Origin of the sequence: Mycoplasmopsis arginini, assembly GCF_965278885.1 — a bacterium.
Classification (GTDB): domain Bacteria; phylum Bacillota_I; class Bacilli_A; order Mycoplasmatales; family Metamycoplasmataceae; genus Metamycoplasma; species Metamycoplasma arginini_B.
The window spans coordinates 13720-30502 of sequence record NZ_CBDIHE010000006.1 but is presented as its reverse complement, the minus strand read 5'-3'; the positions used below and the strand labels follow the sequence as shown (position 1 = coordinate 30502).

8 protein-coding genes are annotated in these 16783 nt (G+C 29.1%); all 8 read left to right on the top strand.

Translation table 4 applies throughout. From position 1 onward, the window contains the following. Positions 1-84 precede the first annotated feature (84 nt). The 8 genes from ACQW0Y_RS02500 (at position 85) to rplU (ending at position 16780) form a co-directional block, all read left to right on the top strand. Positions 85-1830: a transglutaminase-like domain-containing protein gene (locus tag ACQW0Y_RS02500; protein WP_427867599.1), complete on the top strand. Its 1746-nt coding sequence runs from the start codon at positions 85-87 to the stop codon at positions 1828-1830. Positions 1831-1986: 156 nt separating this feature from the next. Next, positions 1987-4203, top strand: coding sequence for a putative immunoglobulin-blocking virulence protein (locus ACQW0Y_RS02495; protein ID WP_427867598.1), 2217 nt, complete (start codon positions 1987-1989; stop codon positions 4201-4203). 25 nt (positions 4204-4228) lie between these two features. Further along, the gene (gene mip, locus ACQW0Y_RS02490) at positions 4229-7024 is read left to right on the top strand and encodes an Ig-specific serine endopeptidase MIP (protein WP_427867597.1); all 2796 of its coding nucleotides are present in this window, start codon (positions 4229-4231) and stop codon (positions 7022-7024) included. A gap of 178 nt (positions 7025-7202) precedes the next feature. Further along, positions 7203-7700, top strand: coding sequence for a 50S ribosomal protein L10 (rplJ, locus tag ACQW0Y_RS02485; RefSeq protein ID WP_427867596.1), 498 nt, complete (start codon positions 7203-7205; stop codon positions 7698-7700). 26 nt (positions 7701-7726) lie between these two features. After that, positions 7727-8098 (top strand): 50S ribosomal protein L7/L12, encoded by a 372-nt coding sequence (gene rplL, locus ACQW0Y_RS02480; protein ID WP_004417132.1) that lies wholly within the window; start codon positions 7727-7729, stop codon positions 8096-8098. Positions 8099-8254: 156 nt separating this feature from the next. Continuing rightward, positions 8255-11848, top strand: a complete 3594-nt coding sequence (locus ACQW0Y_RS02475; RefSeq protein ID WP_427867595.1) for a DNA-directed RNA polymerase subunit beta — start codon at positions 8255-8257, stop codon at positions 11846-11848. Then, positions 11848-16314 (top strand): DNA-directed RNA polymerase subunit beta', encoded by a 4467-nt coding sequence (gene rpoC, locus ACQW0Y_RS02470; RefSeq protein WP_427867594.1) that lies wholly within the window; start codon positions 11848-11850, stop codon positions 16312-16314. Before ACQW0Y_RS02475 ends, rpoC begins: the two co-directional genes overlap by 1 nt. Positions 16315-16477: 163 nt before the next feature. Continuing rightward, positions 16478-16780 carry a 50S ribosomal protein L21 gene (rplU, locus tag ACQW0Y_RS02465; protein WP_004417125.1) on the top strand — a complete coding sequence of 101 codons (303 nt, stop codon included), beginning with the start codon at positions 16478-16480 and terminating at the stop codon, positions 16778-16780. The last annotated feature ends 3 nt before the right edge of the window (positions 16781-16783 follow it).

Here is a 16783-nt window from a genome sequence, read left to right as displayed (position 1 = left end):
AAAATAATAATTTTAGAGTTTAAGGTAAGATTTACCTTAAACTTTTTTATTAAAAAAACACTAAATATTTTTATAATTATTACTATGAAAAAACTATTATTACGAACAATATTACTATCGACAACTTTTTCTCCTTTACTTGTTATTTCTGCAAGTAATAAGGATGAGCAATATCAAAAAAATTTATCAGAAAATAAACTTGGTATTGAATTTATTAAACAAGTTTCATTAGAAAATGTTAAAAATTGAGATGACTCATTTGGAAAATATACTAGCGAAGATAAAGAAATAATAAAAGACTTTGTTAAGAAGCTAATTAAGAACACAACAAATAAAAAAGAAATAGCAAAAATAATTCACAATTGAATTTGTGAAAATGTTAAGTATGCAACCCCTAATGGCCCAGCTCCAGAAATTGAACCAATTAAAGTATTAGAAAGAAAAGTAGCAGTATGTGGTGGTTTTTCTAATCTTTATAAAGTAATGTTAGATGAGGCTAATATTGCTAATGTTATCTTAACAGGGAATTCTATTTATGGAGCTCATCAATGAAATTTAATTATTTTAGACGATAATGAAATTTTTTATTCAGATGCAACATGAGGAAAAGCTTATTTTGAAAAAACTATCGAAGATTTTTCAAAAGATCATGAACCCCAAAAAATGTATGGTGTTTCTTTACAAACTAAAGAATTTGAATATGAATTTTTCCATGGAATTTCTATTAAAAAAATTAATAATCTTGAACAAAAAGTTGTTAATATTCCTAGCGAAATTAATGGATTAAAAGTAACTTCGATTTCCAATCATGCTTTAAATAATGAAACACAAAAAGAAGCACTTCCAAATCAAAAATTAACAATTAATGTAAGTTCTACTATTTCGAAAATTGAATTTGAATCAGGTACATCATTAGTTGAATCATTTAATATTAGTAAAGAAAACAAAGTATATAGTGATTATAATGGAATATTATATTCTAAGGATTATAGTACGCTTTTAAACGTTCCGGCTAATTATAACAAAGTTGTGACAATTCATAAAAACACAACAAATTTAGATGAAAAACAATCATTTAGAGCAAATAATATTAAGAAAATTAAAGTTGATGAAAATAATCAAAACTTCGCTTCTATATTTTCTGAAAATTACATATATCCACTTTATGACAAACAATTACAAAATGTAATTTCAATTCCTGGTGGAGCAAGCGAAATTAGGCTTGCAAAAGGATCTATTTTAGGTGATTTTACATTAAGCCAATATGATAATTTAAGAAAAGTAATTTTAGATTTAGGAACCAATAAATTTAATGCTTTAACATTTAATAATAGCGGAATTTCTGAAATTGAATTACCTTATGATTTTCCAATAGAACTAGTTAGTGAAATCAAAAAATTGAATCAAAAAATTCAATTAAAAGTGATTGAAACATCGAAAATAGCTAAAGAATTAATTAAAGAAAAAATTGAAAATATAAAGATCATTTCTACAAAAGATGCCTTAAAATTAAATGAAGATTTAGAATTAATTACTAAGAAATATGATATTAATTTTCTTGAGGCTGAATATAAAGATTTAATTGATGAATTGAAAAAATACAGTAAAAGTATTTACACAACAAATATTGATGAATATAATGAAATTAAAACTAAAACAGAGCCTATTCTAAAACAAATTGAAGAAAAAATTAAAACAAAAGAACAAAAAACGCCTAAAAAAGATTGGATACATATTTTAATTTATAGTTCAGTAATTGTTTTAATATTAGTTGTTATAATTTTATCAACAATATACATTATTAAAAGAAGAAAAAATAAGCAAAAATAAATAATTAATTTTTATAAAAGTCTAGTTTTAAAATAATTTAACGATTATTTAAAGATTAGGCTTTTTTCTTTCTTAAGAACTAAATTAATTTAATTATTTATAATCAAAGTATAATTTTATTTATTTCATATTTTGAATTAATACGGGGGTAATGATATGAAATTATTAAAAAATAAAAAGAATCGAATAGTATTGCTATCTTTAGGATCAGTAATAATGGCATCTGCAATTTTTGGAAGCGCAGTTTTTTCTGCTAATCAAAAAAATGCAAACGGTGTCGATTATAATAATCAAAATGGAGCTAATCCAGAAATTTTTCACAAAGGAACACCAGATACAACAAATGCTAATGTGTCAATTGCTGATCATAAATTAAAAGAAGTACCAAAACCGCCAGTTGTAGTTCCACTTAAACCAGAACCAACTCCAGTTCCACCAAAACCAACACCAACTCCAGTTCCACCAAAACCAACACCAGTGCCACCTAAGCCAACTCCAGTTCCGCCTAAACCAACACCAACTCCACCTAAAAAGAATACTGAAAGAGTTGTTATTGAAATTAACGGTGTTAAAGTTGTTGCTGAAGTAACACCAGCTCCTTCTCGTCCTTTAGACCCAAGAGATATTGAAGCAGGAATTACAAATCCTAATCCATATATGAATGTTATTGTTGGAAACATAAAAAGTGTTGAAGTAACTAAAGAGTTAAGAGATGCAACTTTAAAAGATTTAATTAATCATCCATCAACTGGATTAAAAAATTATTTCCCTGGTTATATTGATGATTTATTATTAGAACCAAACGATAAATATGACCCAGAGCTTAATATTATCCATAACCAAACAATCTGATTGAGATTAATGGATAAATTTAAACGTCTTTTAGATAGTCCTAATGTTGTTAAATTCTTATTACCTGAAGCTGCAATTGAATATAAAAAACCAAAACAATTTAGAAGTCAAAATATTAAATATGCTTGACTAATAAAAAATCTAGATTATTCTAAATTCACAAAATTAGGTAAAGGAGCTGAGAAATATCTAAAAGAAGGTTATACCGCATCTCCTGATAATGCTTATATTAATGAAAATGGGGAAATTGATTCATATAGTTATTCACCTGCGCCTGGTTATAATAGCGTTACAACAAGAATGGAAAGAGATAATAAAGAAAGACGTGCTTTCGGTATTGAAGGTTACTATGGTAGAACTCCAGATGAAATAGCAAATGGAAACTATCGTGGTTGAACTAAGAGAGACGTAACTAGATCAGAAAAGTTTAAAGAATTTAACGTTGGAAATAATGACGGAATAGTTATTACTGAATTAACAAGAGAAAAACCTGAAGAAGGAAAACTAAATAAAGGTTATATTGTTGAAATTGATGCAGCTAATTTTGAAGGTTATGAAAAAACTAAAAATCTAATTGAACAATTAAAAGCAAAAGGAATTGAAATTACATCTTATCGTATCAAAAACATGGGTAAAAAAGATGTTAATCAAAAATTTAGAGAAATTCTTAGAGCATTACCAGATAAATTACCTCAACTAGAATTATTCTTTGACCATCGTGCAACAAACACTTCTTCTTTAGTTGAACTAGAAAACAAAAAAATCAAAGAATTAGCTTTATTTACTTTAGGAAATTCTTTATTAGATGATTGATCATTAAACCCATGAGCATTGCGTAATGTTGAATGAGTTAACACAATTGACTATAATGTTAGTTGAGAAAATAAACCAGGAGCAGATATTGCTTCAAGAATTACATTTAATACCCTTGCATTTGAAGAAAGTGATATTCTAAAAAATACTGATAAGCCTTTTGAAAGAATTAACAACGGTTTAAGAATGGCTTATTATGTAAGAAATAATGAGGGTATTTTTCAAGGAAGTTTTGGTCCGGGACTTAATCCAGATACAAATGAAGGTGATAATAGTTATCCAACAAGATTAGACTTTTCTAGAGCGCCATCAATTCGTTCTTTAAAAAATATAATTTTTTATGATTACATTAAACCAACAAATAAGAAAAGAAAATTGAAAAATGTTAAATTCTTTAATGATAAAAGTTGATATGAAATTAGCGGTGATGATTTAGATAATGCACAATTTAATACTGTTATGGCTTTAGGTGAGCCAGGCATGCCTCCAACAAAGATTGAATTTAGTAATGGCAATTTAACTAACTTGATTAGAATTACTAGTTCAAATCGTTTAACTAACTCAGCTTTATCTAATTTAAGTACTTTAATTAATTTATCAAAAATTTCAAGAGAAATTCAAGTGCCACAAGGTGCTGAAGATCTAAAAAGACAGCTTCAATCAAACGGCTACACCGTATCTTATGCTGTTGATGAAACATTTAACTAATTAGAATATAGGGAAAAAAGATAATATGAAACAGAAAAAAAATAATAAAAAGCTTTTTCTTTCTTTATTAGCAATGCCACTATTTGTTTCACCTGCATTATCATTAATTGCTTGTGAATCAGATGAAGAGAAAGAAAAAACTGAACTTAAAAAATCTTTGGATAAATTATCTCAATTATTAGTTCAGTTGTCTAGTGCTGCTGATAATGCAACCAGTTCTCAAGCTTATACCGAAGGTCAAAAAGCAAAGAACGAAGCTCAAAAATTAATAGATAATAATGAAAATTCTTTAATTGAATTAAGAAAGGCTAAAAATAATTTAAACGCTAAAATAACTGCAGTTGAAACAGAAATTGCCAACATTAGAAAAATTAAAGAACAAAATGAGTCTGAAGAAAAACCAAATACTGACATAAAATATAGCGATGAAGAATTTGAAGCTGACGTTAATGAATTATCATCTTCAGTAAATGTTGAAGAAAAGCTTGTTCTTTCGTTCGAAAACTTTTTGACAGGCCGTCAAAAAGAACATCTTTATGCTAGTGAACTTCAAAAATCAACATCAAATATTGGTATTAAAGCAAAGAATGAAGCTTTAAATACTAAAATTGATTTCTCAATTGAAAATGTTATTGCTGAAGATAATGCTAACCAAACAGGAAGCATACGTTTAAATGTTGTTTTCAAAAATAAAGCAACATTAAAGAGAAAAAATAAAATTTATAACTTATCTGGCTTAAAAACTTCAATTGATAATACCGATCATAATGGTGATAAACCAAATAATAAAGTAGCAGATAATTTAAATGCTAGTGAAGTTGATAAATATATAGCACTTTCTCAAAGACAACGTTTCGAAAAAGACAATGAAAAATATGTTGATTCATTGAAAAAATATTTAGCATATTCAGCCGGTGTTAACAATTGAAATGAACTAAGAGAACACGCTAAAGCATCAGCAGAACAAATTACAAAACATAATCAAAAGGCACAAGAAGTTGGCCAAGATTCATATGAAAGTGCAGCTTATAAAGGTTTTACTTTAACTTCATATCGTGAAAATGGTGAAGTAGATGGCTTAGAAATTATTGATGGCCCAGAAATGGGAAAACAAGCTTCATTGGTTGATTCATTAGGGAAAAAAGATATTTATAAAACTAATGGATTAGCTAGAACTATCGTTAACCAAAATTATCTTGATATTGCAAAACAAACTTTCTCAATTACTTTACAAAATATTAAAGATTTCAAAGATGAAATAGCACAAGCTGAAGCATCCATTAGACATTGAGAAGATTCTGCTAATGCTCCTGAATATCAAAAATTAATTGATAAAAAAATTAAAGAACTTCAAGAAGAAAAAGTAAAAGTAACTGAACAGTGAGATAAAAAAATTGCGGAAAACCAAGATGAACATTTAACCGAGTCATTACAAAACCAAAAAACCGCCGAACTTAAAAAATATGACGATACAATTGCTTCATATCAAAGTAGAACTCCACAAACTGAAATCGAACTTTTAAGACAACAAATTGAAGAATATAAAGTAAAAGCAGCTGAAAGAAGAATTGGTGTTCCTGAAAGTGGAACTGCTTGAATTATGGATTTCCAATTAGATGAAAATGGTTATCCAACAAAATGATATTTAGGAACTAACTCTCACGTTGCTAAAGCATTAACCGAAAATTTAACTAGTTTTTCTCTAACAAAAATTGATAATAATTTAAAAGTTGGATCTAAATTAAGAATTTCACAAATGGATGATAATATTACAAGATTTTCATTTGAAAGTCCAAAAGCAATTAGAAAAGTTTTTGACGGAATTGATTATTTAAATTCAAAGCCATCAGATTTCTTAAGTGATAGACAAAAACAGACTTTAGGGGATTTAGAAGAATTTGTAGATTTTGCTGTTTTAGAAATTGATTTTACAAAGATTGATAAAATGTTTGCTATTTCAAATGATATTGATACTACTCGTCAATATCCACAAGTTGGTTCAGCAAACTTCGCTAGCGAATTAGCAAAAATAATTACAAATAATTATGCTAATAACCAAGAAAAACATATTAAATTTAAACAAAATTCTTACTTAAAAAATTATCAAAAAATTGATTATCCTATCAAGGGTTCATTGCCAGCCGATTTAGATTTTCTATACGCAGTTGGATGACCTTCTTCTCGTGAAGATTATTACTTAAAACAATATATTGACGATGACCAAAGAAAAAGAACTGACTACAGTTTTAGTTTATGAATCAACAGCGAAAATGAATACTATGATGCTAAAATTACTGATGGTGAAAATGGTCCATCTTCATATCCAAAAGAAAAGTTAAATCGTGGTAGTTTCTTATCATATCAAATTGGATATCGTTCATTTATTGATAAACCTGGTGTTTTAGATACATTTATTGCACTTCCTAAGCTGGGTAAAGATTTCTATTATCTAAATGGTAAAAGATATGTAAACATGGCTTTAGCTTATATGCCTCGTTGTTATGCACCAATTGGTGGATCTTCAGGAACATCAATCAGAAATCAAAATAATGAATTAGTTTCTGTATTTTATGCTTCTAACTCACTTGCTCGTGTGGGAATTTCAGCTGCCTTTAGATCAGAGGGGTATGATTATAAAGGATTATATGGAACATATAATTTACCACAATATGACTTAATTTATGGTGGTGGACAAAATCAAAAAAATTCTTACCGTGAAGCATTAAAGAAAATCTATGCAGATCCAAGTGTTAAAACTAACTTATTTAAAACTGGTTTAGACAATGTGCCAAATGAATTTAAGTTTATAAAAAACAACTAATAAGATAACGAAATAAGGGAATGTTTTCTCTTATTTTTTTAAATTATTAAATAATTTTAAACTTTGTGTTATAATGCTACTGCAATATATGAAGACAGTAACGGCGTAAGCTTAATAAAGTTACCGAGTATGTTATCAGTTTTTAATATTGCAATTAATAATTTTAATAGGAGGAAAAATGAGTGCATTAAGAGATGCTAAAGTTTTAGTTGTTGATGAAATTTCTAAAAACTTAAATGAATCTAAAGCTTTATATGTTGCTTCATACAAAACTTTAGATGTTGCTTCTTTACAATCAATTCGTAGAGAATTAGCTAAGTTTGGTGTTTTAATTAAAGTTTACAAAAACCGTTTAGTTAAACAAGCATTAATGTCAACAGAACAACAATCTTTAAATGATTTACTTGTTGGTCAAAACTTATTTATTTTTGCAAAAGAAGACGGTTTAACAACTTTAAAAGCTTTAGTGAAATTTAAAAAAGAATTCCCTGCTTTACAATTAGTTGCAGGTATCTATGAAAACAAAGTTGTTGATGCAAAAAACTTAGATGAAATATCAAAACTTCCTTCATACGAAGAATCACTTATGATTCTTGGAAACTCATTACTTGCACCAATCAAGAATCTTGCAATTGGTTTAAATGAGTTAGTTAAACAAGGAAAAGTATCAGAATAATTAATTAAATTTAAGGAGACAAAATTATGGCTAAATTAACAAAAGAAGAATTCGTTTCAGCATTAAAAGAAATGAACATTAAAGAAGTTATGGAATTAGTAGAAGGATTAAAAGAAGAATTCGGAATTGATCCTACTGCTGTTGTAGCTGCTGCTGCTCCAGCTGCTGCTGAAGCTGTTGAAGAAAAATCAACATTTAACGTAACATTAAAATCAGATGGTGGAAACAAACTTGCTGTTATTAAAGCAGTTAAAGACTTATTAGGTTTAGGTCTAATGGACGCTAAAAAATTAGTTGAATCAGCACCTGCATTATTAAAAGAAAACGTTAAGAAAGAAGAAGCAGAAGAACTAAAAGCTAAATTAGCAGAAGTTAAAGCTGAAGTTGTTTTAGACTAATAATATAAACATAAAAAACGGGCTTGTTATAAGCCGTTTTTGTGTTTTTTTATATACATACATATACACACGCATATAGTATATGTAAAAAAATTTAAAGCGTGTAAAAAATAATTAAAAAATAAAAAAAACAAATTAATTTATATGAGGTTAGATATGAGCAAAAAACCAGAATACGTTTTAAGAAAATTTGGGCCTGTTACTGAACGTAGAGACTATTCAATTAGTCAAAAGAAATTTGACACACCTGACTTTTTAAAAATGCAAAGAGATTCTGTTGAACAATTTCTAACAAAAGGTGTTGAAGAAGAATTAAGAAGTATATATCCAATTGAGGCTCGTGGAAAAGTTAAAATTGAATATATTGAAAATTCAGCAACTTTTGAATATCCAAATAAAACGGAATTTGAATGCATTAAAGAAGCAAAACAAAAAGGTTCATCATATCAAGGTAAGCTAAAAGCAAAATTAAAACAAGTTAATGAAGAAACTGGGGAAGTTACACCTGCAGAAGTTGTTTTTGCAGAAATTCCTATTATGACTTATGGAGGATCATTTGTAATTAATGGTTCTGAAAAAGTTATCGTTTCACAATTAATTCGTTCAACTGGTGCTTATTTTGGAGTGAATGTTAGAAATAAACAAGCCAATGACTTGTTTAACAAAGTAGAAATTATCCCTCAAGTGGGTTCATGGGTTGAAATATACCATAAAACTACTTCATCTAACCCAGATACTATCAAAGTTCATATTGATAAGAATAAGTCATTTTTATTAACTACTTTCTTAAAGGCCTTAGGTTTTACTGAAAAAGGTATTAAGAAAATGTTTGGTGATATTCCAGAATTAAATGAAACTTTAAGAAAAGATAAAACAGTTGGCACAACTGATGAAGAAATTACAAGAGATGCACAAGAAACTATTTACCGTTTAATTAGAAAAGGTGATAGAATGACTGCAGAATCTGCACGTAATTTAATTCCTTCAACATTATTTAATGAAAAAAGATATAGTTTAACTGAAACAGGTCGTTTTACTTTAAACCGTAAATTAAATATTGCTGAAAGATTAGTGAATACTTACTTAGCTGAAAATATTATTAGTATGGAAGGTGAAGTAAAATATCAAAAAGGTTTACTAATTACTTGAGAAATTGCTAGAAAAATTGCTGAAGAATTTAGATTAGGAATTTTACCTTTATGAAAATTACCTGATGTTGAAGCTTCAGTTTATGGAAGTCAATTAGATATTCCTGGTAATGAAAAATTAGCATTACGTTTATCGGTTCCTAGAGTTTGAGTATATCCTACCGAAAATGACATGATAAATGATATTAATAAAGTTCAAGTTTTAGGAAATGATCCTAATGCCGATGAAAACTTTTTATTAATTCCAGACTTAATTGCAACAATTTCATATTACTTTAACTTACTATTTAACATCGGTGTGGATGATGATCCCGATTCATTAGTAAACAAAAGAATTGTTACAATTGGTGAATTATTACAAAACCAATTTAGAATTGGATTAATTAAGTTAGAAAAAAATACTCGTGAAAGAATTTCGACTAAAGAAACTTCAAAAATTACACCTAAAAATGTAACTAATAACAAACCAATCTTTAATCAATTTAAATCATTCTTTAACACTTCGAAACTTTCACAATTTATGGACCAATGTAACCCATTGGCAGAAATTTCTAATAAACGTCGTATCACATCATTAGGACCTAGAGGTCTAAATCGTGATACCGCACAATTTGAGGTTCGGGACGTTCACCCTACCCATTATGGAAGAATTTGTCCTATTGAAACACCTGAAGGACCAAATATCGGGCTAATTCTTAACTTAGCTTCATTTGCTGATATCGATAAATATGGATTTATTAAATCACCATACTTTAGAGTTGTTAACAAAAAAGTTGATTTTTCAAAACCATATTATTTAACTGCTATTGAAGAAGCAGGTTATAGTTTTGCTCAATCAACTGTAAAAATCGAAAATGATGAAATTGTTGACGATTTTGTTATGGTTCGTCGTGACAATGAATATCTAGAAGTGCCAGCTAATGAAGTTGATTTTGTCGGGGTTTCAAACCGTCAAATGACCTCTATTGCCGCTTCTGCTATTCCATTCCTAGAAAATGATGATGCTAACCGTGCACTTATGGGATCAAACATGCAACGTCAAGCTGTTCCTGTTTTATTCCCAGAAGCTCCATTGGTTGCAACAGGAGTTGAAGCTGATATTGCTAAATATTCTTCGACAAACATTATTGCTAAATTTGATGGGGTTGTAACATACGTTGATGCTAATGTTATTATCGTTAAAAGAGAAGGATCAAACAAGAAAGATCACTATTATTTAAGAACATTTGAAAGATCAAATCAAGGCACATTAATTCACCAAGTACCATTAGTAAAATTAAATCAAGAAGTTAAAGCTGGTGATTTATTAGTTGATGGACCATCGATGAAAAATGGTGAAATGGCTTTAGGTAAAAACGTTTTAGTTGGATTTACTACATGACACGGCTTTAACTATGAAGATGCCGTTGTTTTATCAGAAAGATTAGTTAAAGACGATGTTTATACTTCTATTCATATCGAAGAACAAACAATTCAATTTAGACATTCAAAAGCCGGTGAAGATATTTTAACTGCTGATATTCCTAATGTTTCTAACCACTCAAAACGTTATTTAGATGAAAATGGTATTGTTAGAGTTGGTTCAGAAGTTTCAGCTGGAGATATTTTAGTTGGTAGAACATCACCAAAAGGTGAAGAAAACCCAACTCCAGAAGAAAAACTTATGGGCGCTATTTTTGGACAAAAAACCGCTTCAAGAAAAGATACTTCATTAAAAGTTAAACACGGTCATAATGGAACTGTTGTTGCTGTTGAAGTGTTAAGTCGTGAATTTGGTGACACATTAGAAGACGGAATTGAAAAAATTGTTAAAGTTTCAATCGCTCAAAAGAGAAAAATCAAAGTCGGTGACAAGATGGCTGGTCGTCATGGTAACAAAGGGGTTGTTTCAATAGTTTTACCAGTTGAAGAAATGCCATACTTAGAAGATGGAACACCATTAGATATTGTTCTTAACCCACAAGGGGTACCTTCACGTATGAACATTGGACAAGTGCTTGAATTACACCTGGGATTAGCAGCTAAAAAATTAAATACAAAATTTGTTACTCCTATTTTTGATGGTATTACCCATAATCAAATTAAAGAAATCTTAGAAGAAGCAAATATTAATTCTTCAGGAAAATCTGTTGTTTATGACGGAAGAACTGGTGAACCATTTGATCAACCAATTTCTGTTGGAATCATGTATTATCTAAAACTTTACCACATGGTTGATGACAAGATGCATGCTCGTTCAGTTGGACCATATTCATTAATTACTCAACAACCACTTGGTGGTAAATCACAAAATGGTGGACAAAGATTCGGGGAAATGGAAACATGAGCTATTGAATCTTATGGAGCTGCTAATTTATTACAAGAGTTATTAACATACAAATCAGATAACATTAACGGACGTAACCAATTGTATAACTCACTTGCAAGAAAAACTAAACTACCTAAACCAGGTATGCCAGAATCATTTAACGTTTTAGCTTATGAACTAAGAGGATTAGGAATTAAACTTGAAGCTCACGATGATATTAAAGACGAAAATGATTATGAAATCGAAAGAGTTGACACCAAATATCAACAAGATTGAGATGGAGGAACAGAATAATGAAAAATAATTCAAAATACGACTTATTGGATGAATCAAAAATTACTAAGATTTCTCTATCTTTAGCTACTCCTGAAGATGTAGAAAGTTGATCACATGGTGAAGTAACCAAACCAGAAACAATTAACTATAAATCATATAAACCAGAAAGGGGCGGTTTATTTGATGAAATTATTTTTGGTCCAATGATTGATTATCGTTGTCCAACTTGTGGATATAAATACAAGAAAATCAATGAAGGCTCATACTGTACAAGAACAGATTTATGTAGAAAAGAAAATGTTCAAATTCTACCTAAAATAGCCCGTAGAAATCATATGGGTCATATTAAATTAAATAGCCCGGTTGTACACTTTTGATACTTTAAGGTTGACCATTCAATTCTTTATAAATTATTAGGTTTAAGAATTTCAAGTCAAAATGGTTCAGAAACTGTTAGAAGAGAAGAATTAGAAAATTTAATTTATTACAAGAACCATATTGTTGTTGAAGATGGTGGTTTAAAATCATTACCTAAAAACTTAATTATCGAAATCAATGATGCTGCCGTTATTTATAAAGAAGCATTAGATGAATTATTAACTCGTTTTGATCCAAAAAATCCTGACCATCAACAAGCTTATGAAGAAATTTCAGAAACAATTGAGCAATTAGTTGAAAAAGCAACTTCGAAAATCGGTCAAGAATATGGTATTGACTTTTATGAATTAAACGATATTATTCAACACTATTCAGAAGCTAAAATCATGACTGGTGCTAGAGCTATTGAATATTTATTGAAAAAATTAGATTTACAAGCGGAAAAAGCTTATGTAACTGATCAAATTAATCAATTAAATTTACAAGAATCTAAAAACCCAGAAAAATTTGCTACTACAACAAGACAAACAAGAGAAAAACTTTACAAAAGATTACAAGTTATTAATGCATTTATTGAATCTAAACAATCACCAACTAACATGTTAATCTACAATTTACCTGTTATTCCTGCTGATTTAAGACCACTAATTCAATTAGATGGTGGAAGACACTCAACAAGTGATATTAACGAACTATATCGTAGAGTAATTATTAGAAATAATCGTTTACAAGAATGACAAGAAAAGGATGCTCCTGAACTTGTTACTCAAAACGAACTTCGTATGGTTCAAGAAGCAGTTGATGCTTTAATCGATAACCAAAGAAGAACACCAAATCCTGTTTTATCTAAAGACAACAGACCATTTAAATCGATTTCAGATGCTTTAACCGGTAAAAAAGGTCGTTTTAGACAAAACTTATTAGGAAAACGTGTTGACTACTCAGGTCGTTCAGTTATTGTTGTTGGTCCAAATCTAAAAATGTACCAATGTGGTATTCCACGTGAAATGGCCGCTAAATTATTTGAACCATGAATCATTGCACGTTTAATCGATAAACAAGTTGCAACAACAGTTAAGAATGCTAAGAAAATAATTGAAGACCAAAACCCAATTATTTGACCACACGTTGCTGAAGCAATTAAAGGAAGATTAGTACTTTTAAACCGGGCACCAACCCTACACCGTTTATCAATTCAAGCTTTTGAACCAGTTTTAGTACGTGGAAAAGCAATTAGATTACACCCATTAGTATGTACCCCATTTAACGCTGACTTTGATGGTGACCAAATGGCTGTTCACGTTCCTATTTCAGAACAAGCTTTATTAGAAAGTCGTGAATTAATGCTTGCTAATAAAAATATTTTAGGTCCAAAAGATGGAGAACCAATTATCAACCCTTCACAAGATATGATTCTTGGTCTATACTACTTAACAATTGAAGAAAAAAATGCTAAGGGTGAAGGAAGAGTTTTTGATAATTATGATCATATGATCAGAAACTTGGAAGCTAAAAAAGTTTCTCTACATGCTAGAGTTGCTTTGCCTGCCCAAGAAGTTAAAAACTCTAAAGTATTTAACAAGTCAACATCTGGTACACAGCTTTATGTAATTTCAACTGTTGGTAAATTTATCTTTAACAATGTCTTTCCAAAAGATTTCCCATTTATTTTTGATAATAAAGTAACAAAAGCTATTAACTTAGAAGAATATAAAAATGAATTTAATGATTTATATGTTGTTTCAGCTGGAACAAATATTCCTGAATACATTAAAACATTACCAATTCAAGAAGCATTTAATAAAAAGAACATTGCTAAAATTATTCGTTATATGTTTGATAATTATGTTGCAACAATTAGTATCGGAAATGTGGCAAGCGTTATTGATAAAATTAATGATTTAAAAGACTCTGATATTGTTTTAGAATTTTTAAAAATTAAAACATATAAAGGTCAAAATCTTGAAAAAGATCACGCTGATTTATTAACTGAATTTGTTTTAGAAGAAAAAGAAAAATTAAACTTAGAAAACGAAGAAAGATATCGTGGTCAAAGCAATATTCCATTTTCTGCTAAAGAAAAAGCTAAAATGCTTGATGGTGTTTGATTTAAGTATACAAACATCGTTGCTTCAATATTAGATAATGTTAAACAATTAGGTTTTGATTATTCAACAACTTCAGGTATTTCAATTTCATTCTCAGATATTTTAGAAACAGAAAAGAAATCAGAATACATTGCTGAAGGTGATGAATATATCGGAAAACTAAAGAACTACTACAAATTAGGTTATATCACTGATGATGATAGATATTCATTGACAATTAAAAAATGAGCTGAAATTAAGGATAAAATTCAACAAGAATTACAAACAATAATTAAAAATAATCCTCAAAACCCAGTTATTACAATGATTAATTCTGGAGCTCGGGGAAATATTTCTAACTATGTTCAATTAGCAGGTATGCGTGGTCTGATGGCTAACAACACCAAAACAACTAAAGCCGATGCTAAAAATGATCGTGTTGTTCGTTCAACAGTTGAAGTTCCAGTTAAATCTTCATTTATTGAAGGACTAACAGCTTTTGAATTCTATTCATCAACCCATGGGGCTAGAAAAGGTCTAACCGATACTGCTCTTAACACTGCTAAATCAGGTTACTTAACCAGACGTTTAGTTGACGTTGCTCAAAACATCGTTGTAAGAGAAGAAAACTGTGGTTCTGAATATGGTTTTCTAGCAAGAAATATTGCTGATACAAAAACAAAACAAATTATTGTTCCTTTAAAAGAAAGAATTATTGGACGTTTTTCAAACAAACCAATTTATGATAAAAATAATGAATTAATTTGTGAAAGAAACATTTTAATTACAAGCAAAATTGCTCAAAGAATTATTGATGCAGGTATTGAAGAAGTTGAAATTAGATCAATTTTAGGATGTAACACACGTAATGGTGTATGTAAAATGTGTTTTGGTAAGGATTTAGCAACAAACCGTGTTGTTAATATCGGTGAAGCAGTTGGTATTATTGCTGCTCAATCAATTGGTGAACCTGGTACACAGCTAACTATGCGTACTTTCCATACTGGTGGGGTTGCTGGGGTTGAAGATATTACTGGTGGTTTCACTCGTTTAATTGAGTTAATTGATGCTCACGAACAACCATGAGGTAGACCAGCAACAATTTCTCCATATGAAGGTGTTGTTACTGATATTGAAAAAGTTGAAAAAACTGATAATGACTACATTGTTTCAATTGAAACAATAACTAGTGATAATGAAAAAGTTAAAAAATCTGTTTTAGTAAATACTAATAAGAAATTAAGAGTTGCTCCTGGTAGCGAAATCAAAATTGGTCAAAAAATATCAGAAGGGCCAATTATTCTAAAAGAATTATTAGCTTTAACTGACGTAAGAACAGTTCAAAATTATTTACTAAAAGAAATTCAAAGAATTTACCGTATTCAAGGTATAGCAATTAGTGATAAGTATATTGAAATAATTATTAGACAAATGATGTCAAAAATTGTTATTAGTGATCCTGGAGAATCTAAATTCTTCGCCGGAGCAATTGTTGATATCTTTGACTATCAAGAAGAAAACGCTTTATTATTATCAGAAAACAAAAAACCTGCATACGGTAATGTTGTAATTAAAGGTGCTAAACAAGTTCCTCTTCTATCGGATTCATTCTTAGCTGCTGCTTCATACCAAGAAACATCAAAAATCTTAGTTAATGCTGCAATTTCTTCAAGAACTGATAATTTAACAGGTCTAAAAGAAAACATTATTGTTGGTAAGAAAATTCCTTCAGGAACAGCTTTATATTCATTTGAAGAGCATTCAAAATATGATATTAAGCCATCAATAAAATACTTCACAAATTTTGTTGAAAACGATGATGAAAACAATAATGATTTTGATGATGAAAATATGATTGATTTAGATACACTAACTCAAGAATATAATGATCATGAAAGACATAATTTAGAATTTGAAGATGAAGAAAATAGCGATGAATTCTACGTAGAAGACGAATACAATCAAAGTGATGATTTAGACGTTGAAGAACATCTTGACGAAGATTTCGATTACGAATAATAAAACTTATAAAGCAAGGAAATTTTTTCCTTGTTTTTTATATATAAAAAAGTTAATTATTTTTTGGTATAATTGTAGCGTTACTTATAGAGTAACCATTCTAAACAGGTTTTAAACTTTTTAAAGTACCTTAAAGATGTGACAAAATATAAGGAGATTTTAAATGTTTGCAATTATCGAAACTGGTGGTAAACAATTAATCGTTAAAAAAGGCGATGTTATTTACATAGAAAAAATCGATGGCAATGAAGGTGAAACAGTTTTATTTGATAAAGTTTTAGCTATTGAAGATAAAATTGGAGCGCCTTATTTAGAAACTGCTTCTGTTTTAGGAACAATTGAAAAACAAGGAAAAGCAAAAAAAATCGTTGTTTATAGACATAATGCAAAGTCAACACATAAACGTAAATTAGGTCACCGTCAACCTTATACAAGAGTACAAATTACAGAAATTAAGGAGAAATAAGAC